Consider the following 25443-nt stretch of genomic DNA (forward strand, 5'->3'; position numbering starts at 1 on the left):
GTCCCTTCCATTCCAGGCAAAGGAGCCTGCATGAACGAACAACCCGATTTGCCGTTGTGGGAGCCCAGCGCCGCCCGGTTGGCCGGTACGCATCTAACCGCCTTCACCCGGCTGGCCGAAACCCGCTGGAACCGGCGTTTCCCCGACTATGGCGGGTTATGGCAATACAGCGTCGACCATTCGGCATCGTTCTGGTCGTTACTCTGGGACTACTGCGGCGTCATCGGCAGCAAGGGCGACAACGTACTCGTCAACGGCGACAGCATGCAATCGGCGCGTTTCTTCCCTCATGCCCGGCTCAATTACGCGGAAAACCTGCTGCGTCGGCGCGACGATGCGCCGGCGGTCCTGTTCTGGGGCGAAGACAAGATCAAACGGCAATGGTCGTGGCGCGAGCTCTACGACATGGTCTCGCGTTTGCAGCAGGCGCTACGCGCCGAGGGGGTGAAAAAGGGCGACCGCGTGGCCGGATGGATGCCGAACCTACCGGAAACGCTGGCCGCGATGCTTGCCACCGCCAGCCTGGGTGCCATCTGGACCAGTTGCTCGCCAGACTTCGGCGTCGACGGCGCACTCGACCGTTTCGGCCAGACCGAGCCTTGCGTACTGTTCTGCGCCGATGGTTATTGGTACAACGGCAAGGCCTTCGACTATCGCGACAAACTAGCGCACTTGGCTGGCGAACTGACTGGCCTGACCCGCATTGTGGTCGTCCCCTACCTCGATCAGGCCAACGCCGTGGCACGAGCACTGCCAGGCGGCATCGCGTTGGACGATCTGATCGCGCCCTACCCGGCATGCGACATTCCATTCGAGCAGAGCGGCTTCAACCATCCGCTATTCATCCTGTACTCCAGCGGCACCACCGGCAAACCGAAGTGCATCGTTCACGGCGCCGGCGGCACCTTGCTGCAGCACATGAAAGAGCATCAACTGCACGGCGATATCCACAAGCAGGATCGGCTGTTCTATTTCACCACCTGCGGCTGGATGATGTGGAACTGGCAAATGAGTGCGCTCGCCAGCGGCGCCACTTTGCTGCTGTACGACGGTTCGCCGTTCGCCGCCGACGGCGACATCCTGTGGCAATACGCCGAATCGGCCGGCGCCACGCATCTGGGCGTATCGGCCAAATTCATCGATAGCACGCGCAAACTCGGCCTCACGCCGCGCGAGCATCACCATTTCCCACAGCTGCGCGCGCTGTTTTCCACCGGCTCGCCGCTGATGCCGGAGAGCTTCGGCTGGGTCTACCAGGCGGTTAAAAGCGACCTCAACCTGGCCTCGATCTCCGGCGGTACCGACATCGTCTCCTGCTTTGCGCTCGGTTCGGCCAACCTGCCGGTCTACCCCGGCGAACTGCAATGTCGCGGGCTCGGCATGGCGGTGGACGTCTTCGACCCGCACGGCGCACCGCTGATCGGCGAAAAAGGCGAACTGGTCTGCACTCGTCCCTTCCCATCGATGCCGATCGGCTTCTGGCGCGATGAGGATGGCAGCGCCATGCGCCGCGCCTACTTCAACCGATTCCCCAATATCTGGGCGCATGGCGATTTCGCCGAAATCACCGCGCATAACGGTCTGATCATCCACGGCCGTTCGGATGCCGTGCTCAACCCCGGCGGCGTGCGCATCGGTACGGCGGAGATCTATCGTCAGGTCGAGGCATTCGAGGAAATCGAAGAGGCATTGGCGGTCGGCCAACAGTGGCAGGACGACGAACGTGTGATCCTGTTCGTGCGCATGGCGCGTGGTGTGGTGCTCGACGATGCGTTGATCGCACGCATCAAGGAGCGTATCAAGCATGGTGCGAGTCCCCGCCACGTACCGACGCATATCGTCGCCGTGGCGGACATTCCCCGCACAGCCAACGGCAAGATCGCCGAACTGGCGGTTAAAAACGTGTTGCACCAACAACCGGTACGCAATCTCGGCGCGTTGGCCAATCCGGAATCGCTACGGCTGTTCGAGGACATCGCGCAGCTCAAACGCTAACTCGCGTCGAGTCGCTCGGAGGGATGGTGCGTTGCTTCGCGAACGCACCTACCTGTCGTTTTTCCGGCGTTCCAATACGAAGATCTCGTCGTCCTCGCGCGGGCGGCTGCCTTGCCATAGCACCTGCCAGTCCGGATCGGGCCGCTCGCTGCGCGGACGCGTCACTAGACGCAGCGGACAATTGGCCGCCGGATCGGTGCGTAACTCGATGCCGGCGTAGTACTGCCAACTGAGTCGCCCCATCCAATCGCTGGCCTCGGCCGAAATGCAACCGCCGGCTGCGGGCTGTTGCCGCACCATGTCGTCGACCACCGGTCGATAACTCTTCAGCGCGTCGAGCCAGGGTAGCCATAGCGTGCCCGCCAAGCCCCAGAACAGTGTGATGCCGGCGACCCAATTGGTGACCGCCTGACGGCCGCGCAGATTACGCCGCGTCAACGCCCAGACCCAGACCAGCGTGGCGAACAACGCGCACAATGCCATCGGCACCGATACATGCGGCACATAGTAGGGACTGAAATAATGCGCCCGACCAGCCAAGCGCGCCGGCCAGCCGAAATTCATCGCCGCCCAGCCGAACCAGATCAGCAGACCAAAGAAACCGAAGGTCATCAACCCGAACCAGTTAAGCGCGGCAGCCGCGCCACGACGCAACGAATCCAGCTCGATGGCCGCCATCAGCGCCAACGGCAGCAACAGCGGCATGGTGTTCTTGGTGGCCTGCACGCCGGATAAGGTCAGCAGCACGATGAACACGCCGAAGAACAGCCCCGGCAATTGCATCATCGGCTGATCCAACTGGCGCCGCCGGTACAGGCTCCAGCCCGCCAGCGGCCAGGCTGGCCAGGCATACCATAGCGACGTTTTGAAGTAATAGCCGAAATCGTGGAAAAAATCCGGGCGGGCAAAGCCGGCCATTTCTCCCAAGGCATGATCGCGCCACCATAGCGCGAACAGGTCGGGATAGTAGCGGAGGAACGCCACCGGCCAGACCAACATCAGCGGTAGGCCGAATAGCAAGGCCATGGTCACCGTCGTGGCGTAACGCTTATTGCGCCAAGCGGGGAAGACCGGCAGCAGCAGCACCACGGCCCACAGCAATGACACGTCGAGCAGGCTGGAGGCCAGGAACAGTACCGTGCTGCCCAACCCTAGCAAGGCGCCGGACAGCGCCGGCAAACGCAGGCACAGCGCCAGTGCGTAGAAGGCGGCGGCGAAGCCTGCGAACCCGGCGGCGCTACTGGTCATCTGGTGCCCGGTGTCGATGAGTCCGATGCATCCGATGAGAATCAATACCGCGCTACGGCCGTGCCGGCGCCCAATCAGTTCGCGCCCGGCCCCGCCGACGCAGCACAGGGCAATGGCCATGAAAAACGGTGTGGCCAGCCGGGCAGCATCGTGCGCAGCCAATAACCATGGCGACAACCACCGGACAAACACACTGGCGACCCAGTAATACAACGGTGGATTTTCCAGCCATGGCGAGCCCTGGATGGTCGGCACCAGCCAATGGCCGTGCTTGAGCATGTCCAGCACCACGGCCAGGACATACGGCTCGTCCGGCTTCCATGGATCGTGACCGAGAATGCTCGGCCACAGCCAGATAAACGCCAACAGCAACAACACCCAGGGCTTCTCGGTCGGGCGTGGCAGATTGTTCCGATTGTCGGGGGAGAAAGTCAGCATGCGAAAAGGCGGATGGCTGCGTGGGACGCTAGCTTAGCACGTTGGACGAAAAATAAAAAAGGCAGCCATGAATGGCTGCCTTTCTTCCTACTTCGTTCGCGGAATTAGCCGCGCTTGAAGAAGTTGCCGAACTTTTGGTTGAACTTGTCAACGCGGCCGGCGGTGTCGACGATCTTCTGCTTACCGGTATAGAACGGGTGGCAGTTGGAGCAAACTTCGATGTGGAAGTTTTCTTTGCCCATCGTGGACTTGGTCACGAAGCTGTTACCGCAAGAGCAGGTCACGGCGACGTCTTGATAATTCGGGTGGATATCGGTTTTCATTCGGTTCCCTTTACTCGGGTACAGGGGTTTTGCCTGTACTACATGACGAAACGGTGGATTATCCGCCGATTGCGCCAGCTTGGCAAGCACATGAGCCGACTTCGCGTCAACTGCGACGCCAAGTCGTGCCGCCGGCGCCATCCTCCAGCACCACCCCGGCCGCGGCCAACTCATCGCGCACCCGGTCGGACTCCGCCCAATCCTTGCGCGCCCGCGCCAGCCGGCGAGCCTCGATGCGGGCTTCGATCTCTTCGACCGACAGCCCGGCGGCATCGCCCTGCCCACCCTGCAAGAAGGCCTGCGGCTCGCGTTGCAACAATCCGAGCACGGCGGCCAGCGACTTGAGCCGACCCGCCAGCGCCGACGACTGGGTCTTGTGAACTTCGCCCGCCAACTCGAACAACACCGCCATCGCTTCGACAGTGTTGAAATCGTCGTCCATCGCCGCCTTGAAGCGCACGGCGTATTCGTCATGCCACTCGAGCCGCACATCGGTCGGCGGTACGCTCTTCAGCGCGGTATACAGGCGTGTCAACGCGGCGCGCGCGTCGTCCAGATGGGCATCGGAATAGTTGAGCGGGCTACGGTAATGGGCACGCAAAATAAAGAAGCGCACCACCTCCGGGTCGTACTTGGCCAACACCTCGCGGATGGTAAAGAAGTTGCCCAGCGATTTGGACATCTTCTCGTCATCGACGCGAATGAAACCGTTATGCATCCAGTAGTTGACGAACGTATGCCCGTGCGCCCCCTCGGACTGGGCGATTTCGTTCTCGTGATGCGGGAACTGCAGGTCGGCGCCACCGCCATGGATGTCGAAATGCTCGCCCAGCAGATGCTCGCTCATCACCGAACACTCGATATGCCAACCCGGCCGCCCGGCGCCCCAGGGCGAATCCCACGAGGGCTCGCCCGGCTTGGCGGCCTTCCACAATACGAAGTCCATCGGGTCGCGCTTATGCGGGTCGACCTCGACGCGCTCGCCGGCGCGTAGATCGTCCAGGCTCTTGCCCGACAACTTGCCGTAGCCGTCGAACGCATGCACCGCATAGTACACGTCGCCATTCTCGGCGGCGTAGGCATGACCATTGCCGATCAGGGTTTCGATCATGCGAATCATGCCGGGCACGAAGGCCGTGGCACGCGGCTCGTGATCCGGTCGCTCGACACCGAGCGCGCCGCTATCCTCGTTCATCGCATCGATGAAGCGTTGCGTCAATTCGCCGATACTCTCGCCGTTCTCGGCGGCGCGACGGATGATCTTATCGTCGATATCGGTGATGTTACGTACGTAGTTGACTTGATAGCCGCTGGCACGCAGCCAGCGCGCCACCATATCGAACACCACCATTACGCGCGCATGGCCCAGGTGGCAGAAGTCGTACACGGTCATGCCGCATACGTACATACGCACCTTGTTGGCCTCGATCGGCGTAAAGACTTCTTTCTGGCGGGTCAGCGTATTGTGGAGTTTCAGCATCGCTTACTTGCTCCAGGTGTCGCGCAGGCCGACCGCGCGATTGAACACGGCTTTCTTGCCAGGCTGGTGGTCGTAGCGGTCGGCCACGAAGTAGCCGAGACGCTCGAACTGATAGCGGGCTTCAGGCGCGGCGTCGAGCGCTGTGGCCTCCAGGTAGCCGGTAATCACTCGCAGCGAATCCGGGTTCAGGAACTGACGGAAGTCGACATACTCGCCATCCTCGCCGCGCACGGCATCGGGGCGCGGTTCGGAGAACAAACGGTCGTACAGGCGCACCTCGGCCGGAATGGCATGGCGCGCGCTAACCCAGTGGATCACGCCCTTGACCTTGCGGCCTTCCGGGTTCTTGCCCAGCGTGTCGTGATCGATCGAGCACTTGAGTTCGATCACTTGCCCCGCGGCATCCTTGACCACCTCGTCGCACTTGATCACGTAGGAATAGCGCAAGCGCACTTCGCCGCCGGGCGTCAGGCGCTGCCAGCCCTTAGGTGGCGCGTCGGAAAAGTCGTCGCGTTCAACCCAGATCTCGCGCGCAATCGGCACTTCGCGCTCGCCGAACTCCGGATGATGCGGATGATACGGCGCACTCCGCGAGGCGCTCAGACCTTCGGTGTAGTTGGTCAGCGTCACCTTGATCGGATCCAGCACCGCCATAATGCGCGACGCCTCGCTTTCGAGCGATTCGCGCACCGCGCCTTCCAGCACGCTCATGTCGATGATATTGGCGCTCTTGGAGATACCGATACGCTGGGCGAACAGGCGGATACCGGCCGGGCTGTAACCACGGCGGCGCATGCCCTCGACTGTCGGCATGCGCGGGTCGTCCCAACCGTCGACCAGGCCTTCGGTCACCAGCGCGTTGAGTTTGCGCTTGGAGGTCAAGGTGGAGAGCATCTCCAGACGCGAGAATTCGTATTGACGCGGATGGCACGGCACGTCGAGGTGATCCAGCACCCAGTCGTACAGCGGGCGATGGTCTTCGAACTCCAGCGTGCACAGCGAGTGGGTAATACCCTCGAGCGCGTCGGAAATACAGTGGGTGTAGTCGTACATCGGATAAATGCACCACTTATCGCCGGTGCGGTGATGATGCACGCGGCGGATGCGGTAGATCACCGGATCGCGCAGATTGACGTTGCCCGACGCCATATCGATCTTAAGGCGCAAGGTACGGCTGCCATCCGGGAACTCGCCGTTCTTCATACGCGTGAACAGGTCGAGGTTTTCCGCCACGGTGCGGTTACGGTACGGGCTGTCGCGACCGGGTTGGGTCAGGCTGCCGCGATATTCGCGCATTTCTTCCGGCGTCAGTTCGCACACATAGGCATGGCCAGAGCCAATCAGCGCCACGGCGTAGCCGTACAGGGCATCGAAATAGTCGGAGGCATAGCGCACCTCGCCATCCCAATGGAAGCCGAGCCAGCGGATGCTGTCCTGAATCGAGCGCACATACTCGTCGGACTCTTTCTCCGGATTGGTATCGTCCATGCGCAGATGGCAGTTGCCCTGGTAATCGTCCGCCAGGCCGAAGTTCAGACAGATCGACTTGGCATGGCCGATGTGCAGATAGCCGTTCGGTTCCGGCGGGAATCGGGTCACGATCGAGGTATGTCTGCCGGCGGCAAGATCCTCGTCGATGATGGAGCGGATGAAGTTGCTGACGACAGGCGTGGTGTTTTCCGTGCTCATTATCTGTTCAGTTGTCAGGTTAATGCGTAATTGGCCGATTGTACCTGATTTGCGTGGACATGATCAGGCTCATGTTTTATGACAAAAAGGCTATCGACCTACAAATACCAACGCAGTAGCATGGTGTTGTCCACTCCAACTGCAGGGGTATTGCCATGACCAATGACAAACCGTTGACCGACACGACCGTCCCCACCGCAGATACCCCCGCGCCGGACACCCCCGCCGCCGCGCAAGCCGAGCCCGCCAAGCCCCCCCGTGCCGCCAAGCCGCCCCGACAGCGCTCCGAGCGGTCGGAGCGGGCCGCCGCCGCACGCGCTCAGGCCGCCAAGGAAATCGAGGCCATCAGCCAGGCCCCGATGGCGTTGCAGATTGCCCGCGCGCCGCGCGGCTCATCGGAAGACAGCACCACCGCGCCGCTGCCGCCCAACTACCCTTACAAGACCCGCATGCGTCGCCCCGAATACGAGCGCATCAAGGCCGACTTGCAGATCGAACTGCTCAAGGTACAGAACTGGGTAAAAGAGTCCGGCCAACGCATCGTCATCCTGTTCGAGGGACGCGACGCGGCCGGCAAGGGCGGTACCATCAAGCGCTTCATGGAACATCTCAACCCACGTAGCGCCCGCGTGGTGGCACTGGAAAAACCGACCGAGGTCGAGCGCGGCCAATGGTATTTCCAGCGTTATATCCAACACCTGCCGACGGCAGGCGAAATGGTGTTCTTCGACCGATCCTGGTACAACCGCACCGGGGTCGAACGGGTAATGAGCTTCTGCACCCCCAACGAATACCTGGAGTTCCTGCGCCAGGCGCCGGAATTCGAGCGCATGCTGGTCAACAGCGGCATTCGGCTATTCAAGTACTGGTTCTCGGTCAGCCGCGAAGAACAACTGCGGCGCTTCATCTCGCGCCGCGACGACCCGCTAAAACACTGGAAACTATCGCCGATCGACATTCAGTCGTTGGACAAGTGGGATGAATACACCTCGGCAAAGAAGGCGATGTTCTTTCACACCGACACCGCCGACGCCCCCTGGACCGTGATCAAAGCCGACGACAAGAAACGCGCCCGGCTCAACTGTATCCGCCACTTCCTCTGGCACCTGCCCTACCCCGACAAAAACACCCGGGTCGTGTACGAACCCGACTCGCTCTTGACCGGCCCGGCCTCGCACGTACTGGGCGAACAGGACGAGCAAATCATCGACCGCTTCTGACGGAAAAACGAAAAAAAGGGGGTCCGGTCTTTCTTGTTGCATGCTTCAAGCAACAAGAAAGACCGGACCCCCTTTTTTCAAAAGTTTACGCCACCGAAGGTTCGCGCATCAGCAAAGTCAGCAAATCGGCCACGCGCTGCTTCATCTCGCGCCGATCGACGATCTGGTCGATTGCGCCCTTCTGCATCAGGAACTCCGAGCGCTGGAAGCCTTCCGGCAATGTCTGGCGCACGGTTTGCTCGATGACGCGCGGGCCGGCGAAGCCGATCAGCGCGCCCGGCTCGGCCAGCACCACGTCGCCGAGGAAGGCAAACGATGCCGACACACCGCCCATGGTCGGGTCGGTCAAAATGGAGATGAACGGCAGGCGTGCCTGGGTCAACAGATCGAGCGCCGCGCTGGTCTTGGCCATCTGCATCAGCGAGTTCAGGCCCTCCTGCATGCGCGCACCGCCGGAAGCCGAGACGCAGATGAACGGTGCACGCGCCTCGACCGCAGCTTCCACGCCGCGCACGAATCGCTCGCCGACCACCGAACCCATGGAACCGCCGATGAACTTGAACTCGAATGCCGCGGCAACGGCCGGCACAGACAGGATGCTACCCTGAACGACCACCAGCGCGTCATCCTCGGCGGTATCGGCCTGGGCAACGCTCAGGCGATCCACATAGCGCTTGCTATCCTTGAATTTCAGCACATCGACCGGCTTGACCTCGCTGCCGACATCGCGGCGGCCCTCTGCGTCGAGCAGCATGTCGATGCGAGCACGGGCACGCAACGGGTGATGATGCCCGCACTTCGGGCAGACCTGCAAATTGGATTCCAGATCGGTGTAATACAGGACGGCTTCGCACGCGGAGCACTTGCTCCACAAACCTTCCGGCACCGCCGACGGTCGATCCGCGCGGCCTTCGCGCTTGATCTTCGGCGGCAGGAGCTTGTTCAACCAGCTCATGCAGACTCCTTGGACAATTCGGCCCGGCGGTGCCGGGCCGTCACGTCGGGCCTTGTTCGCTCCAGAGCAAAGGCTCTAGCGAATGGCCGATTTCAATTCGGCCACCAGGCGTGCGAGCCGCTGCTTGGCGGCTTGCGGCTCGGCGGCCTCGATTTCCTGCACCAGCCGACTGCCGACGACAATCGCGTCGGCGCTGCTTGCCAGCGCACGGGCAGTTTCAGCATCACGAATGCCGAAACCCACCCCGATAGGGACGGGAATTGATTCCCTAAGGGCCGCAATTTTACCCGTAACTTCAGCAATGTCCAGATGACCGGCGCCAGTTACGCCTTTTAACGACACATAATAGACATATCCGCGTGCCAGTCGACCGATGCGGGCAACCCGCTCGGGCGGCGTGGTCGGCGCCACCAGAAAGATCGGATCGAGCCCGGCTGCGTTGAGGGCGCCAGTCAGCTCCTCCGCCTCTTCCGGCGGGCAGTCCACCGTCAGTACGCCATCGACGCCGCTCGCGGCGGCACGTTCGGCGAAACGCTGGAAACCCATCGCGCACACCGGGTTCAGATAGCCCATCAGCACGACCGGCGTATGGCTATTCTCCAGCCGGAACGCGGCCACCATTTCCAGCACTTGGGCCAAGCTGACATGATGCTTGAGTGCGCGCTCGGAAGCGCGCTGAATCACCGGACCATCGGCCATGGGATCGGAAAACGGCACGCCCAGCTCGATGATATCGGCGCCGCCGTCCACCAGACCGAGCATCAGATCGACGGTCAGCTTCGGATTGGGATCCCCGGCGGTGATGAATGGAATCAGCGCCTTTTGCCCGCCAAGCCGGTTGAAACACTCTGCAATACGCGACATGCGCCCCTCCCGATTACAGGCTGATGCCGGACAGGCCGGCGATGGTATTGATGTCCTTGTCGCCGCGGCCGGACAGATTGACCAGGATCACCTGGTCGCGATCCATGGACGGCGCGGCCTTGGCGGCCCAGGCCAGCGCGTGGCTCGACTCCAGCGCAGGAATGATGCCCTCTAGTCGGCAACAGTCGTGGAACGCGCGCAAAGCCTCGTCGTCATCGATAGCGGTATATTCGGCGCGGCCACTGTCCTTCAGATAACAGTGCTCCGGCCCGACACCCGGATAATCCAAGCCGGCCGACACCGAATGGGTCTCGATGATCTGGCCGTCGGCATCCTGCATCAGATAACCGCGAAAACCGTGCAAAACCCCGGGCGTGCCGGCAGAGAGCGGCGCCGCGTGGCGCACGCCATCGAGCCCCTCGCCTCCCGCCTCGACGCCGACGATACGCACCCCAGGCACATCGATGTAGGGATGGAATAGCCCAATGGCGTTGGAACCGCCGCCGACGCAGGCCACCACCACATCCGGCTGGCGGCCGATCATCTCCGGCATCTGCACCTTGCACTCCTCGCCGATCACCCGCTGAAAATCGCGCACCAACATCGGATACGGGTGCGGGCCGGCGGCGGTGCCGAGGATGTAGAACGTCGAGTCGACGTTGGTCACCCAGTCGCGCATGGCCTCGTTAAGCGCATCTTTCAGCGTGCGCGAACCGGATTCGACCGGCACCACGGTGGCGCCCAACAGCTTCATGCGATAAACATTGGGCGATTGGCGCTTGATGTCCTCGGATCCCATATAGACCACGCACGCCATGCCGTAGCGCGCCGCGACGGTGGCCGAGGCCACGCCGTGCTGGCCGGCGCCGGTTTCGGCGATCACGCGCTTCTTGCCCATGCGGCGCGCCAACAGCGCCTGGCCGATGGTGTTGTTCACCTTGTGGGCGCCGGTATGGTTCAGATCCTCCCGCTTGAGGTAGATCTGGGCACCACCAAGCGCCTCCGACCATCGGCGCGCATGGTAGATCGGCGACGGCCGACCGACATAGTGCGCCAACTCTTGGCGATACTCGGCCCAGAAGGCCGGATCGGCCTTGGCTCGCGCATATTCCGCCTTGAGTTCCTCAAGTGCCGCCATCAACGTCTCGGCGACATAGATGCCGCCGTAGGTTCCGAAATGGCCCCCGGCATCCGGAAGATCATATTGATCCATATTTCGCTCCTTGTATGAATGCCGCCATTCGGCCGGCATCCTTGATCCCCTTTGAAACTTCCACGCCGCTCGACACGTCCACCGCGGCGGGACGCACGCGGTGCACGGCATCGGCGACATTATGCTCATCCAGTCCGCCCGACAGGACCAACGGCACCGGCAGATCCGCCGGCAGCAAAGACCAGTCGAAACGCGTGCCGGTGCCACCGTGCACGCCATCGACGAAGGCGTCGACCAACAGTCCGCGCGCATCGGCGTATTCGCCGGCGACGGCCGCCAGGTCCACCCCCGGGCGCATCCGTACCGCCTTCAGATACGGCCGTTGGAACGAGCGACAAAAAGCTGGCGTCTCGTCGCCGTGAAACTGCAGCACGTCGATCGGCAGCGCCGCGACAACGCGTTCGACTTCCTCGCGCGCCGGATCGACGAACAGCGCCACCACACTGACGAAGGGAGGCAACGCCGCCACCACCGCGTGCGCCGCATCGAGCGTCACATGGCGCGGGCTCTTATCGTAGAACACCAGGCCGATGGCGTCGGCTCCCAACCGGGCCGCCTCGGCACCGTCCGCGGGGCGCGTGATGCCGCAAATTTTCACCCGCATCGTCTCATCTCCACAATGTCAGCCGCGCCATGTCGGCCACGGCGGGCAAATTGAATTCTTCCGGATAACCGACACCGGTCAGGTACAAGCCATCGGGCATGAAGGTCGGCGGTGCTTCGGTACGATCGCGCGCAGCTAGCAGACGCTGCATATCCGCCGTCGTCATGGCCCCCTTGCCGACATACACCAGTGCGCCGACGATATTGCGCACCATGTGGTGCAAAAAAGCATCCGCGCGCAGATCGAAACGGATCAAGCCCTGGTACGCGCTCAGTTCGAGCTGCTGCAGATCCTTGACCGGGCTTTTCGCTTGGCATTCGGACGCGCGAAAACTAGAAAAATCGTGGCGTCCGAGCAGACTGGCCGCCGCATCCCGCATCGCCTCGACGTCCAATGGCTGGTGAAACCAGCCGACCTTGCCGGCCAACAGAGATGGACGAACAGGATACGACAACAGGTAATAACTGTAACTACGACAAAAGGCCGAGAAGCGGGCGTGAAAATCGTCGCCGACCCGCCGCGCCCACAGAACCGACACCGAGGGCGGCAGATGGCTGTTCACGCCGCGGACCCAAGCGCTGTCCGGCCGCGACACCTCGCAATCGAAATGCACCACCTGCTGCGATGCGTGCACACCGGCATCGGTGCGCCCGGCGGCCACCGTGCTCACCGCCCGGCCTGCAATCGCCGCCAGCGCTCGGTTGAGTTCATCCTGTACCGTATTGCCGTGTGGTTGCGTCTGCCAGCCCGCGAACGCCCGACCGTCATACTCCACGCCGAGCGCGATTCTCATCGATTCACCATCCTAAATCCAACCGCCATATCCATACCTAAACCCCCACTCTACCTCATGCCACCGTTCTCTGGCCACGGGATGCCTTCCAAATGCCGCATAGGAGCCGCGAGAAAGAGGACGGGGGATGATGCTTTTTTTGGGGAGGGTATCGCGGTTCAAGCCGCTACGGGCGCGCTTACGGCGTTCGTTCGAGTTTCAGGCGCCCGGATGATGTCGCAGATTCTGCGCCGACTGGCGGTCGCCCATCTCCATGAACAATTGGGCCAATGCCTGCTGATCGATCTGCTCAGGCAGTTCAGGCGCCGCCTCGGTGGGGTCGGCCTGCGTATCGCGGAAGGCCACCTGTTCGGCGGCCAGGTCGTCCAACCCGCCAAGCTCCAGCAACGGGCGCTCCGGCATCGCCTCCGGCATTGGCGCATTTCTGGGCTCGGGCTCAGCGGGCCGTCCCTCCCAATCATGCTCCGGCGCCAATTCGCGTCCCATCCTCAACACGCCCTGCCACATCTCGCTATCCGGTTCGAAGCGTTCGCGTGCCGCCTCCGCCTGGTCGATGAATCCCGCCAGGTCGTTTTGGCTCGCCAGCAGCAACAATAGCCGATAACGTAGATCGTCGCGCGTCGGGTCATAGCGCAACCACTGCCGCAAACCCTCGACGGTCGGCGTGCCCGTTGCCGCGCCATCCGACGAAGCACCCGGCACCCGCAGGCGACGCCGACGCAGGGCCAACGCGGTCACGGCCGCGGCCACCAATGCCGCACCACCGCCCGCCATCGCCAATGTTGGCGGCAGCCTGGCCTCGCCAGCAGCCGGCGCTGGCTGGACAGGGGCGGGCACAGGGGTATGGTGGCGCTTGAGATCGGCCAACTTCTGTTCCAGCGCCTGTGAAACCTCGTGGGCACTGGACAGTAACCGCTCCTGCTGCGCGAGCTTGCCGCGCAACGCCGAGAGCCGCACGGCCTCGGCGTCGCCGCTCGCCGGCGTCGCGGCAACCGGCGGCGCAAGCGGCGCCGAAGCCGGCGCCCACTGCGCCGGATAACGCAGCAAAGCGCCGGCCAACAGCAGATCCATATCGCCATCGATGAAGGCACGCGGATTTTCCCGATACAGCCGTCGCATCGCCTCGCCGGGCGAAACCCCCTCATGCCGCAGCCGGCGCACCACGGCGGACAGCGTATCGCCGGGCAGCACGCGCACAACACGGAAGGCGGCCTTGGGCGAGATCGCACCGAACTCCGCCACGTGAACCGTCTGCCCGCGCAACGTCAGGCGATAACGACGCGCAGCGCGCGCGTCCCCCAGGCTGACATCCAATCGGAAATCCAATTGCGGTAGATCCAGCGGCAGTTGGGAGTGCAATTGCAGCAAGCGACCGCCATCCGGCCCCGGCGCCAAGGCATATTTCAGCGAGGACAACAGTGCAAGCATCTCGGGCGACGGTGTGCCTGCGCCGGCGGGCGACACCCGGACGCGCAAACGCGCAGGATCGATCGGTGCGCGGCCAAGCCAAGCGGCTTCGGCCACCAGCGGTGCGCCCGGCGCCGAATGCACCTTGAGCGCCCCGAGCGCGATATTGTCGACGCCGCCATGGGCGGCCGGCGAGATCTGCGGCTTCTTATCGTCGTCGCGCACCGGCGCGGGCGACTTATGCGCTGCGCGGCGTGCATCGAGTTGATACTCGCGTACCGCGCCGCCCGCATCCCACTGGACCGCCACGGCGAAATCCAGCTCATTCTCGGGCAGGCGTGCCGGTCCGGCCACCAGCACGCCAGTGGGTTTGCCGTCGGCCGCGCGCTGCAGCGTGAAATGCAACCGGTCGGCCGATGCGCTGAACGGCGACAGCATGGGATAGCGATGACGGTCGGCCAACGCGACGGTCGTATCGCCAGTCGGCATATCGTCGACAAAGGGAATGATGGCCGAGAAGGCCTCACCAGGCGCGGACAGCACCTCGATCCGACCGAGTCCCGCCAAGGCGCAATGCGGCCAAACGAACAGCCCGGACACTGCGGCGGCCAGCAGATGGCGCCGGAGAGGACAGGTCACAACGCGACTCCAGCGGCGCGATGCCAGCCCATCGCGCGAGAAGAACGAGAAAGCCTCCGGATCCGTTTCATGCGATGGCTCACCCCATGACCTGCGCCAGCATGTCTTCGGCCTGCTTCTTCAGTTTGCCCTTGGCCTCGCGGATCAGTTCTTGCAACACCTCGCGCGCGCCTTCGTTATCGCCCATATCGAGATAGACTCGGGCGAGATCCAGCTTGGTGGCCAACGCCTCGTCATCCTGCGCGAACGGCGAGTCCACATCCTCCACCGTCACCTCGGCCTCCGGCATAGCCTCGGGCTCGGCGGCCGCCTCGGACGCGAGCGCCAGCGCCTCCTCGAACGGATCGGGCGCCGACACGTCACCGGATGCCGACTGAGGCGCCGGTTCGGCGGCACGCTCGACGGCGGGCTCGGTCGGCATGTCGGGCCAATCCAGATTGTCGGCCGGCATGGCCTGCGGCGCCGGAGCGGCCAGGGCCGGATCGTCGAGCATCGATAGATCGGGTTCGCCGAGCAACGCCGCCTCGGCCGCGGGCGACTGAATCTTGTTTTCCAGCGAGAAATCGAAATCCAGCAAACTGTGGTCGTCGGCCTTGTTCTCGGCCGGCGGCACAATCGCCGGTTCGTCCATCGAGAAGTCCAACGCGCCATCGGGCAGCGACAGCGCAGCCTGCTCTGTCTCCGCGGCCGGCGTCTCCAATGCCGAAAAATCCATCATCGGCGTTGCGGCGGCAGGCATCGCAACCTCCTCGGGGCGATACAGCGGATTTTCCGGATCGATGCTCGAGCCCATCGCCCGCGCGCGCTCCCAGTGCGCACCGCGACCGTCATAGGCGTCATGCACCTCGCGCGCCAGTACTTCGAACTTGGCTGGATCGGGCCGCGCAGCATAGATTTCGAGCAATTTGGCACGCACATCCTGGCGGCCAGGATGCAGATCGAGCGCCTTTCTCAATATCTCCTCCGCCTGCTCGTCATGTCCATAGGCCAAATACACCTCGGCCTCGGCCAGCGCATCGCCCTTGCCGCCGGCTTCTGCCGCGGTCGGATCGGGCTGGGCCACGCCAGTGCTGGCCAGAGGATTCTTCTTGCTGGGCTTGGGCACTTTCTTCCTACCGTTGCCCGGGCCGCCGCGACGCCCCAGGAAGAAGAACAGTAAAGCGATCGCCAGTACGGAAACGCCGCCGATGGTCAGTACGCGCGGGCTCTTATAGTTGATGCCGTTGGCGACCAGCTTGGCAACAGCCGCTTCCGAGGCTTGCAGGGACTGAATGCGTCGATTGAGATCCGAAATGTGCTGATTGGCTTTTTGCAAATCCTGGGCGCGCGTCTTCACTTGCTGCGACAGCGTGTCGATTTGTGCTCGCGCCGCCGCGTCCGACGCGGCGTAGGCGGCGATCTGCGATGCAGCCAGTGGCGGAGGGGGCGGGGGCACTGCCGGTGCACTCTTGGCAGACTCCGGTGTCTTGGCGGGGGCAACTGCGGCAGCCGCCGCCGGCGGCGTCGCCTGCGGAGCGGAAGCGGACAATGGCGCCAGACGTGCGACGGCGGGATGCAAGATCGTTTGGGCTCGCGCTTCGCTCAACGCGCTCATCGTGGCACGGCTGGGAATACTCAGCTTTGCGCCGGCGCGCGGCTGCGGCGGATCGCCGGCACTGAACTTAGCGCGATTGGCCAGATACAGCGCGGCCATTGCCTGACTTGGACGGATACCCGCCGGGCGAATCTTGGCCGCCAGCGAGGCGAGTGTGTCCTGCTTGCCGACCGACAACGTGTTACCGGCAGACTTGGCGCCCGCCGGCGAGGAATGCACGGCGCGCGGCGTCGGCACGGCCGCTTCGGGCGGCACATCGATCACATCGCCCTCGCCGCGCGTCTCCAGCTGCACCTCAAACCCCTTCACCCAACGTGTGCCCGAAGAGCGCAACTGCAGCACGAACTGCAGATAGGGGGTACGGATCGGCTTTTGCGAACGGATCGACACCATCGGACCATTGGGGCCGGCGTGCAGAGAGAAGCGCAGTTCGGACAGCTCCGGGGCGTAGACGAAATTGAGGTCGTCGAAAGCAGCCCGATCGGCTAGGCCAATCCGCCAGTGGGAAGTATCCAGCGACTCGGTATCGTTAAGCGCCACCTCGGCGCGCAACGGTTCGCCAAGGCGCGAATAAACTCGGATGGGTCCGAAATCGGCCCAGGCACAGACGGAAAACAGAGCGATCGCCAATGCGGCAGTGAATCGTCTCAACACATCGTCTCCTCCCGCCACGGTTTGTCATCCGCGACGTCGATCAGGACACAACATATGGCGAATAAACGCCAAATCTCGCTAAATACTGCAATATTAGGATGTGCTGACAGAATTAGCCAGCAGATACGCCCGGCGCGTCCCTTATTTGGCTCGACTTTGACCAAAAAGGGGCCGAATGTCGGCCAGCAGACACGACCGCTCCTGCGGCCGTCGTCAATCATGGCCATCCGACGGGGCGCGCTCCGCCATCGTCAGCGCAGTTTGCCGGCCGCGAGCAGCGCCTCGGCTACCTCGACGCAATTGAGCGCCGCGCCGACGCGTACGTTATCGGCGGTCAGCCAAAACGCCAGGCCGGCCTCGGTCGCGCGCACCCGGCTGACCCAGATGCGGTCGGACCCGGCCACCTCCATCGGCGTGGCATAGCCATCCTCGCGCTGCGAGTCGTCCACCACATGGATGCCGTTGGCGGCCAAGAGCTTGCGCGCGCGCTCGACCTCGAGCGGCTGCGACAGCGCCACATTCACCGACCAGGCGTGGCCGAAGAACACCGGCACCCGCACACAAGTCACCTCGACCGGCAGCGCCGGCTGGCCGAGCAGGCGACGCACTTCGTCGATCACCGACTGCTCTTCGCTGGTGCCGCCGTCGCCCTGTACCTCGCCGATACGCGGCAGCAGGTTGAAGGCAATGCGCTTGGGGTAAACCGTGGTTTCGACCTCGCGCTGGCCGAACAATGCCGTGGTTTGATCCGCCAGCACCTCCAGCGCCTCCTGTCCGGTGCCCGAAACCGACTGATAGGTCGATACGGTGACCCGGGAGAGGCCGTTTGCGGCCAGTGCATTGAGTGCCACCGCCAGCGGCGTGACGGTGCAGTTCGGCACCGACACCAACGACACGTCCTCTTGTGCAAGCAGGCCCGCGCCATTGATGCGCGGCACTACGAACGGCACCTGCTCATCGAGACGGAACGCCGAACTGAAGTCGATCACCGTGGCGCCGGCCGCCCGCGCTTGCGGTGCCAACTGGCGCGACACCTCGCTACCGGCGACGAAAAAGGCCAGGTCGATGTTATCGAACGACACCTCGTCGAGCGGCTGCACATCGAGCTCCAGATTGCCGTAAGCCACGACCTCGCCTTCATGCTCCGTCCCATCGACGGCGCACACCCGCTTCGCAGGAAACTGGCGTTCGGCCAAAAGATCGAGAATGGCGCGGCCGATCAGGCCGGTGGCGCCGACAACGGCAACTTGCAGAGCTTGCGACATGGTGGAAGTCCTTTTGGAGCCAAAGCAACAGGGGCGCTCGCGCGCCCCTTGGGGATGGCGCAATGCGGCACCGCACGCCGCGATTGCACCCTACGAAACGGGCGCTATTCTACCGCCCTATCCGCTACGTTTACAGCATTTACCTTTCGAGCAGGATACGCAGCATGCGGCGCAACGGTTCGGCCGCGCCCCACAGCAGCTGGTCGCCAACGGTAAAGGCCGACAGATAGTCGCCGCCCATGCCCAGTTTGCGCAAACGGCCCACCGGCGTGCGCAGCGTACCGCTGACCGCCGCCGGGCTCAATTCGCGCATCGAAGCCTCGCGCTCGTTCGGCACCACCTGCGCCCAGGCATGCGCCGAGGCCAGCATGTCGTCGATTTCATCCAGCGGTACGTCATGCTTGAGCTTCACGGTCAGTGCCTGGCTGTGACAACGCATGGCACCGATACGCACGCACAGACCGTCGACCACGATCGGCGCATCGCCGCGGCCGAGAATCTTATTGGCCTCGGCCTGCCCCTTCCACTCTTCCTTCGACTGGCCGTTCCCCAGGTCCTTGTCGATCCACGGAATCAGGCTACCGGCCAACGGCACGCCGAACTGCTTGGTCGGAAAGGCGTCGTCGCGCAAGGTGGCGGTCACCGCGCGATCGATATCGAGAATCGCGCTGCCCGGATCGGCCAATTGCGGAGCCACCGCGGCATGGAGCGCCCCCATGCCGGACAAGAGCTCGCGCATATGCTGCGCGCCGCCGCCCGAAGCCGCCTGGTAGGTCATGGCACTCACCCACTCCACCAGATCGCGCTGAAACAGCCCGGATAGCGCCATCAACATCAGCGATACCGTGCAATTGCCGCCGATGTAGTTCTTGACGCCGCCGGCGAGCGCCCGGTCGATCACCTGACGGTTGACCGGATCGAGCACGATAATGGCGTCGTCGACCATGCGCAAACTCGATGCGGCATCGATCCAATAGCCCTTCCAGCCTGCTGCCCGCAGTTTCGGATACACCTCGTTGGTGTAGTCGCCGCCTTGGCAAGTGACCACCACGTCCATGGACGACAATGCATCGACCGAATAGGCATCCTTGAGCGGCGGCACATCGCGGCCGATCTCCGGCGCCTTGCCGCCGACATTGGAAGTGGTGAAAAACACCGGCTCGTCGATATGGACAAAGTCCCGTTCTTCGTTCATGCGCTGCATCAGCACCGAGCCGACCATGCCGCGCCAACCTACAAATCCCACTCGCATCTGTCTATTTCCTTTCAACGTCTATTCTGTTCGCGCAGCTTACAGCGCGGCCACGACGGCATCGCCCATCGCGGCGCAGCCGACCTTTTCGCAACCCGGTTGATAAATGTCGGCCGTACGCAAGCCGGCGGCCAGCACCTTCTTGACCGCGCCTTCCACGCGCAGGGCGGCATCGTCGCGATTGAAGGTGTAGCGCAGCATCATCGCCAACGACAAGATGGTCGCCAGCGGATTGGCCAGATCGCGCCCGGCGATGTCCGGCGCCGAGCCGTGGCTCGGCTCGTACAAGCCCTTGTTGTTCTCGTCGAGCGAGGCCGAGGGCAACATGCCGATCGAGCCGGTCAGCATCGACGCTTCATCGCTCAGGATGTCGCCGAAGATATTGCCGGTCACCATGACGTCGAACTGCTTGGGGTTGCGTACCAGTTGCATCGCCGCGTTATCGACATACATATGGCTGAGTTCGACCTCGGGGTATTCGCGCCCGACATCGATCATGATTTCCTTCCAGAACTCGGTGGTCTCCAGCACATTGGCCTTGTCCACCGAGCACAACCGGCGCGAACGTTTCATGGCGATGTCGAACGCCACATGGGCAATGCGGCGCACCTCGCTCTCGCTGTAGCGCATGGTGTTATAGGCCTCGCGCTCGCCCAGTTCATTGATCGAAATGCCGCGCGGCTGGCCGAAATAGATATCGCCGGTCAGCTCGCGCACGATCATGATGTCGAGCCCGGCAACCACCTCGGGTTTGAGCGTCGAGGCAGAGGCCAGCTCGGGATAGAGCAACGCCGGGCGTAGATTGGCGAACAGTCCCAGGTCTTTGCGGATCGCCAACAGGCCGCGCTCGGGCCGCAACGGTCGTTCGAGCTTGTCGTACTGCGGCCCGCCGACCGCGCCAAGCAGCACCGCGTCGGCGGCGTGCACCAGTTGGCGCGTCGCTTCCGGGTAGGGATCGCCATGGCGGTCGTAGGCGGCGCCGCCCAACACGCCCATCTCGGTCTCCACCGGCAGGCCGTCGGTTTTGAGTACGTCGAGCACGCGGCAGGCCTGGGTCACGATTTCCGGGCCAATCCCGTCGCCGGGCAAAACGGCAATTTTCATATAACGCTCCTTTACAGCAACCAGGGCTTGTCGGCGGCAATATGCGCCTCGAAGGCGCGAATCTTGTCGGCGTGGCGCAAAGTCAGGCCGATTTCGTCCAGACCGTTGAGCAGACAATGCTTGCGATGCTCGGTAATGTCGAAACGGTAGCTGCGTCCGGACGGCGTATCTACCGTCTGGCGTGCCAGGTCGATCGACAGCCGATAGCCGGGATGCGTCGCGCACTCGACGAACAGTCGGTCGACCGCATCGGCCGACAACACGATCGGCAACACGCCGTTCTTGTAGCAGTTATTGAAAAAGATGTCGGCGAAACTCGGCGCGATAATGGCGCGGAAACCATAATCCTCCAATGCCCACGGCGCATGCTCGCGGCTGGAACCGCATCCGAAATTCTCGCGCGCGAGCAGGATTTCCGCCCCCTGGAAGCGCGGCATGTTGAGCACGAAATCGCCGTTCAGCGGGCGCCGGCTATTGTCCATGCCCGGTTCGCCATGATCCAGGTAGCGCCATTCGTCGAACAGATTGGGGCCGAAGCCGGCGCGCTTGATCGACTTGAGAAACTGCTTGGGGATGATCGCATCGGTATCGACATTGGCGCGATCGAGCGGGCACACCAGCCCATCGAGTGTGGTAAAGGCTCTCATGGCGCCTCCTCAAAAGGTTCGAATGTCGACGAAATGACCGGTCACCGCTGCGGCGGCGGCCATGGCCGGGCTCACCAGGTGCGTGCGCCCGCCCTGCCCCTGCCGTCCCTCGAAGTTGCGGTTCGAGGTTGCGGCGCAACGCTCGCCGGGCTCCAGTCGGTCGGCGTTCATCGCCAGGCACATCGAGCAGCCCGGCTCGCGCCATTCGAAACCGGCATCGAGAAACACCTGGTGCAGGCCCTCGGCCTCGGCCTGCGCCTTGACCAGCCCCGACCCCGGCACCACCAGAACCTGGCGCACCGACTCGGCCTTCTTGCGGCCGCGCACCACGGCGGCGGCGGCGCGTAGATCCTCGATGCGCGAGTTGGTACAGGAACCGATGAACACTTTATCCAGTTTGATATCGCAAATCGGGGTATACGGTGCCAACCCCATGTAGTGCAACGCGCGCATCAAGCCCTCGCGTCGAATCGGATCGTGCTCGTTCGCGGGATCCGGCACTTGGCCATCGACGCCGCAGACCATTTCCGGCGAAGTCCCCCAGGTCACCTGGGGCACCATCTCGGCGGCATCCAGTTCGACCGTGGCGTCGAAGGCGGCATCCGGATCCGACGTCAGCGTGCGCCAATCTTCGACTGCGCGCTCCCAGTCGGCCGCAGCGGGCGCCAGCGGGCGGCCGCGCAAAAAGTCGATCGTCGTCTGATCCACCGCCACCAGCCCCGAACGGGCGCCGGCCTCGATGGCCATATTGCAGAGCGTCATACGCCCTTCCATCGACAACGCACGCACCGCCGAGCCGCCGAACTCGATGGCGTAGCCGGTGCCGCCGGCGGTGCCGATATGGCCGATGATCGCCAGCGCCATGTCCTTGGCGGTAACGCCGACAGGCAGTTCGCCGTCGACGCGCACCAGCATGTTCTTGGATTTCTTGGCCACCAGACACTGGGTCGCCAGCACATGCTCGACTTCGGAAGTGCCGATGCCGTGCGCCAGCGCACCGAAGGCGCCGTGGGTCGAAGTATGGCTGTCGCCGCAAACCACGGTCATGCCCGGCAACGTCGCGCCCTGCTCCGGCCCGATGACGTGCACGATGCCTTGGCGACTGTCGCGGAACGGGAAATAGGCCCGGGCGCCGAATTCCTGGATATTGGCATCCAGCGTCTCGACCTGCAGCCGGGAAATCGGATCCTGGATACCCAGTTCCCAATGGTCGGTCGGGGTATTGTGGTCGGCGGTGGCAACCACCGAGCCGATACGCCAGGGCGTGCGGCCGGCGAGTTTCAACCCCTCGAATGCCTGCGGACTGGTCACTTCGTGCACCAAGTGACGGTCGATGTACAGCAACACCGTCCCGTCAGCCTCCTCGTGCACGACATGACGTGCCCACAGCTTGTCATACAATGTTTGTCCGCTCATCTGTGATTTCTCTTTTGTCCAAAATACGAATACGGCATTGCCTCCGTGTCGATCGCTACTCGCCGTACTGCGAGAAAGTCGCCGACAGGTTTAGTTTTGACCATTCTTGCATAGCAACATCGCCGCGGACAAGCAGCAAAAAGCCCGGTTTTTGTCGAAAAAACCGGGCGTTGGACAAGGTGTCGGATAGATTGGACATTTCGTCCGGAAAACGATTTTTTAGCTCGTGGCCAAGACCTGCCGCGACGGTCGCAAACAGCGCCAGCACACCCCGACGCCAATCAGTGCCGCGCAGGCGGAGAGGCTGAACACCAGCGGCACGCCGCCATGGGTCCACAGTACGCCGGACAGCAGGCCGCCCAGGCTACCGCCGATGCCGAACGAGAAGATGATGTACAAACCCTGGCCCTTGGCATGGTGCTGCTCGGCGAAATGGCGATGGATCAAGCCGATGGATGCGGCGTGGTGGATGGCGAAGGTCGGCGCATGCAGCGCTTGCGACAACACCGCCAAGAGCGGATTGCCGATCGCCAGCGCCATCAGCGAGAAGCGCAGCACCGCCGCCACCAGCGACAACAGCATTAGCCGTTCCAGCGCAATGGCGCCCATGATGCGCGGCATGAACCAGAACACACCGATTTCCGCCATGACGCCCACCGCCCATAGCCAGCCGATGGCGCTCTTGTCGAAGCCGGCCTGCCTCAGGCCGATGGAATAAAAGGTGTAATACGGCCCGAAGGCGAAGGCCATCAGGAAGCAGCATGCGAACAGTGCCGCCACCGGCGGTTGGCGCAGCGTCCCCCAGAGCGAGGTCTGGCCGCGCGCGCGCGCCGGCGCCGCCACTTCGGGCAGCCGCCAGGCCGACCACAACACGGCGCACAGCAAGCCAAAGGCCAGCCACGGCAGGCTGGACAAGTGCAGCCAGTCGAGGGCATAGCCGCCCGCCACCGCCAAAATCAGATAACCGATCGAGCCCCATACCCGTACCCGGCTATAGCGCCCGGGCTCGCTACGCGTCAGGTGTGCCGTACTGGCCTCCACCAGAGGCAGCGACGCCGCCCAGAAGAAATGCACCAGTGCCAGGCAGAAAAACACCCAGACGAAGGTTTTGGCGTGCAGGCAGATCAACAAGAAGCCCAGCGCGGCCATCAACGAAGTGGCGACCACGATCGGCCGGCGCTGACGCCGTCGATCTGCCAGCCAGCCCCAGAAGCCCGGCGCGACGATACGCGCCATGGTCGACAAGGCGATCAAGAGCGAGATCTGCCAGGGGCTAAAGGACAGCGACTCGAGATACAAGCCCCAAAAGGGGTTGAACAGACCGTTGTAGGCGAAATAGCAAAAGTAGTAGGTGGCAAACGGTAGCAGCGAGATCACTGGAAGGTATCCTTGAAACGCAGCATGTCGCGCCGTGCACGCTTGGTGGGCCGCCCCTCGCCATGCGGGAAGCTGGCGCGCTCGGCACGGATGAGCGCCGCGCGCTCCTCGCGCGCCGCCTGGGACTCGGCGCTTTCGCTATACAACGACTGGGCGTCTTTGGCCGACTTGCGCTGCGTCGACAGGCCGATCACGGTCACATGGTATTCCAACTGGTTGATGCGCAGATGCAGCGTGTCGCCGACATTGACCGTGCGCGACGGTTTGACGCGCTCGCTACCGACCAGGACGCGCCCCAGCTCGATGGCTTCGTGCGCCAGTTGCCTGGTTTTGAAAAAGCGCGCGGCCCACAGCCACTTGTCGAGCCGTATCTTGCCGTCCTCGTCCTCGCCGACCTGGGGCTTACGGCTCATCGCACCACATCCCACTGCGCCGAGACCAGACCGTCGAGCTCGGCCACCAAATGCGCGCCGGCATGAATCGGCCCCACCCCCTCCGGCGTGCCGGTATAGATCAAGTCGCCGGCTTGCAAGCCATATTCGGCGGACAACCAAGACACCAGTTCGGCCACACCGTGCAGCATCATGGCGCTATCGCCCCGCTGGCGCACATCGTCGCCCACGGAGAGCGAGAAACGCAGTCGCGCGGGATCCGGCACCCGACTGGCGGCGACGAAATCCGATACGCAGGCCGAGCCGCGAAACCCCTTGGCACGCGTCCAGGGATGGCCCTTGGCCTTGAGTTCGCCTTGGATGTCGCGCGCGGTCAAATCCAGGCCGACGCCATACCCCGCCACGGCATCGAGAGCCTGCTCCACCGGCAGGTGGTCGGCATCGCGACCGATCAACAGTACGAGTTCGCACTCATGATGCACATCGTGCGAATACTTCGGCAGGGTCAAACGACCGCCTGGCCCGAGTAGCGCGCTTTGCGGCTTGAGAAACACCAGCGGCAAGTCGTCGCGCACATTGTTGAGTTCGGCGATATGCGCGGCATAGTTACGGCCCACGCAGAAAATCGTGGCGACCGCGACCGGGCGGCCCTCGAGTTTCACCTGCTTCATGACATCTCCTTAAATTCCCTGTGCCCTATTATCCCACCAGCCACCCACCTTTCAACATTAAGAAAATGGTGCAATGCGCAACACCCCCGCCCGATTGACCAAGATTTTTGCGTAAATGCACGAAGGGCCGAGTGTAAACGTCATAAATTCTTGTTACAGTCGGAACAAGCCCGGCCCTCTACCCGCCGCAGAGGTCCAAGACC

21 protein-coding genes are annotated in these 25443 nt (G+C 63.2%); 2 read left to right on the plus strand and 19 right to left on the minus strand.

Going from position 1 to position 25443, the window contains the following annotated elements; genetic code table 11:
• Positions 1-30: 30 nt before the first annotated feature.
• Entirely contained in the window at positions 31-1995 is a 1965-nt protein-coding gene (locus tag DFP86_RS02980; RefSeq protein ID WP_133678522.1) for an acetoacetate--CoA ligase, read from the plus strand.
• A 48-nt stretch (positions 1996-2043) separates the two neighbouring features.
• On the opposite strand, the gene DFP86_RS02985 is transcribed toward DFP86_RS02980, so the two are convergent.
• The 4 genes from DFP86_RS02985 to DFP86_RS03000 all read right to left on the minus strand — a co-directional run bounded on the left by DFP86_RS02985 (position 2044) and on the right by DFP86_RS03000 (position 7173).
• Positions 2044-3681, minus strand: a complete 1638-nt coding sequence (locus DFP86_RS02985; RefSeq protein ID WP_133678523.1) for an ArnT family glycosyltransferase — start codon at positions 3679-3681, stop codon at positions 2044-2046.
• A 104-nt stretch (positions 3682-3785) separates the two neighbouring features.
• Positions 3786-4004, minus strand: a complete 219-nt coding sequence (gene rpmE, locus DFP86_RS02990) for a 50S ribosomal protein L31 (RefSeq protein WP_133678524.1) — start codon at positions 4002-4004, stop codon at positions 3786-3788.
• A 106-nt stretch (positions 4005-4110) separates the two neighbouring features.
• Positions 4111-5484 (minus strand): cysteine--tRNA ligase, encoded by a 1374-nt coding sequence (gene cysS, locus DFP86_RS02995; protein WP_133678525.1) that lies wholly within the window; start codon positions 5482-5484, stop codon positions 4111-4113.
• Between the two features lie 3 nt (positions 5485-5487).
• Positions 5488-7173, minus strand: coding sequence for a glutamine--tRNA ligase/YqeY domain fusion protein (locus DFP86_RS03000; protein WP_133678526.1), 1686 nt, complete (start codon positions 7171-7173; stop codon positions 5488-5490).
• Between the two features lie 359 nt (positions 7174-7532).
• On the opposite strand from DFP86_RS03000, the gene ppk2 reads away from it, so the two are divergent.
• Positions 7533-8393 carry a polyphosphate kinase 2 gene (ppk2, locus tag DFP86_RS03005; protein ID WP_208108213.1) on the plus strand — a complete coding sequence of 287 codons (861 nt, stop codon included), beginning with the start codon at positions 7533-7535 and terminating at the stop codon, positions 8391-8393.
• A gap of 85 nt (positions 8394-8478) precedes the next feature.
• On the opposite strand, the gene accD is transcribed toward ppk2, so the two are convergent.
• From accD to DFP86_RS03085, 15 genes are all read right to left on the minus strand, one after another.
• Complete coding sequence (gene accD, locus DFP86_RS03010) at positions 8479-9348, minus strand: acetyl-CoA carboxylase, carboxyltransferase subunit beta (RefSeq protein WP_133678528.1); 870 nt, start codon at positions 9346-9348, stop codon at positions 8479-8481.
• Between the two features lie 75 nt (positions 9349-9423).
• Positions 9424-10212: a tryptophan synthase subunit alpha gene (gene trpA / locus DFP86_RS03015; protein ID WP_133678529.1), complete on the minus strand. Its 789-nt coding sequence runs from the start codon at positions 10210-10212 to the stop codon at positions 9424-9426.
• Between the two features lie 13 nt (positions 10213-10225).
• Positions 10226-11425 carry a tryptophan synthase subunit beta gene (gene trpB / locus DFP86_RS03020; protein WP_133678530.1) on the minus strand — a complete coding sequence of 400 codons (1200 nt, stop codon included), beginning with the start codon at positions 11423-11425 and terminating at the stop codon, positions 10226-10228.
• Positions 11412-12029: a phosphoribosylanthranilate isomerase gene (locus tag DFP86_RS03025; protein WP_133678531.1), complete on the minus strand. Its 618-nt coding sequence runs from the start codon at positions 12027-12029 to the stop codon at positions 11412-11414. Before DFP86_RS03025 ends, trpB begins: the two co-directional genes overlap by 14 nt.
• 4 nt (positions 12030-12033) lie before the next feature.
• Entirely contained in the window at positions 12034-12822 is a 789-nt protein-coding gene (gene truA / locus DFP86_RS03030) for a tRNA pseudouridine(38-40) synthase TruA (RefSeq protein WP_133678532.1), read from the minus strand.
• Between the two features lie 198 nt (positions 12823-13020).
• Positions 13021-14868, minus strand: coding sequence for a FimV/HubP-related protein (locus tag DFP86_RS03035; protein WP_133678533.1), 1848 nt, complete (start codon positions 14866-14868; stop codon positions 13021-13023).
• A 79-nt stretch (positions 14869-14947) separates the two neighbouring features.
• Positions 14948-17116, minus strand: coding sequence for a motility hub landmark protein FimV (locus tag DFP86_RS03040; RefSeq protein WP_133678534.1), 2169 nt, complete (start codon positions 17114-17116; stop codon positions 14948-14950).
• A gap of 251 nt (positions 17117-17367) precedes the next feature.
• Positions 17368-18381 (minus strand): aspartate-semialdehyde dehydrogenase, encoded by a 1014-nt coding sequence (locus DFP86_RS03045; protein ID WP_133678535.1) that lies wholly within the window; start codon positions 18379-18381, stop codon positions 17368-17370.
• A 139-nt stretch (positions 18382-18520) separates the two neighbouring features.
• Entirely contained in the window at positions 18521-19633 is a 1113-nt protein-coding gene (gene asd, locus DFP86_RS03050; protein WP_133678536.1) for an aspartate-semialdehyde dehydrogenase, read from the minus strand.
• 39 nt (positions 19634-19672) lie between these two features.
• The gene (gene leuB, locus DFP86_RS03055; protein ID WP_133678537.1) at positions 19673-20737 is read right to left on the minus strand and encodes a 3-isopropylmalate dehydrogenase; all 1065 of its coding nucleotides are present in this window, start codon (positions 20735-20737) and stop codon (positions 19673-19675) included.
• Between the two features lie 11 nt (positions 20738-20748).
• The gene (gene leuD, locus DFP86_RS03060) at positions 20749-21384 is read right to left on the minus strand and encodes a 3-isopropylmalate dehydratase small subunit (protein ID WP_133678538.1); all 636 of its coding nucleotides are present in this window, start codon (positions 21382-21384) and stop codon (positions 20749-20751) included.
• Between the two features lie 9 nt (positions 21385-21393).
• Entirely contained in the window at positions 21394-22800 is a 1407-nt protein-coding gene (leuC, locus tag DFP86_RS03065; protein ID WP_133678539.1) for a 3-isopropylmalate dehydratase large subunit, read from the minus strand.
• A 219-nt stretch (positions 22801-23019) separates the two neighbouring features.
• Positions 23020-24177, minus strand: coding sequence for an MFS transporter (locus DFP86_RS03075; RefSeq protein WP_133678541.1), 1158 nt, complete (start codon positions 24175-24177; stop codon positions 23020-23022).
• Positions 24174-24590: an RNA-binding S4 domain-containing protein gene (locus DFP86_RS03080; RefSeq protein WP_133678542.1), complete on the minus strand. Its 417-nt coding sequence runs from the start codon at positions 24588-24590 to the stop codon at positions 24174-24176. The genes DFP86_RS03075 and DFP86_RS03080 overlap by 4 nt, the downstream gene beginning before the upstream one ends.
• A complete protein-coding gene (locus DFP86_RS03085; protein ID WP_133678543.1) occupies positions 24587-25240 on the minus strand; it encodes a fumarylacetoacetate hydrolase family protein in 654 nt (217 codons plus the stop codon). Before DFP86_RS03085 ends, DFP86_RS03080 begins: the two co-directional genes overlap by 4 nt.
• Between the last annotated feature and the right edge of the window lie 203 nt (positions 25241-25443).

The sequence above is a fragment of the Paludibacterium purpuratum genome, from assembly GCF_004363805.1.
GTDB classification, from domain to species: Bacteria; Pseudomonadota; Gammaproteobacteria; order Burkholderiales; family Chromobacteriaceae; genus Paludibacterium; species Paludibacterium purpuratum.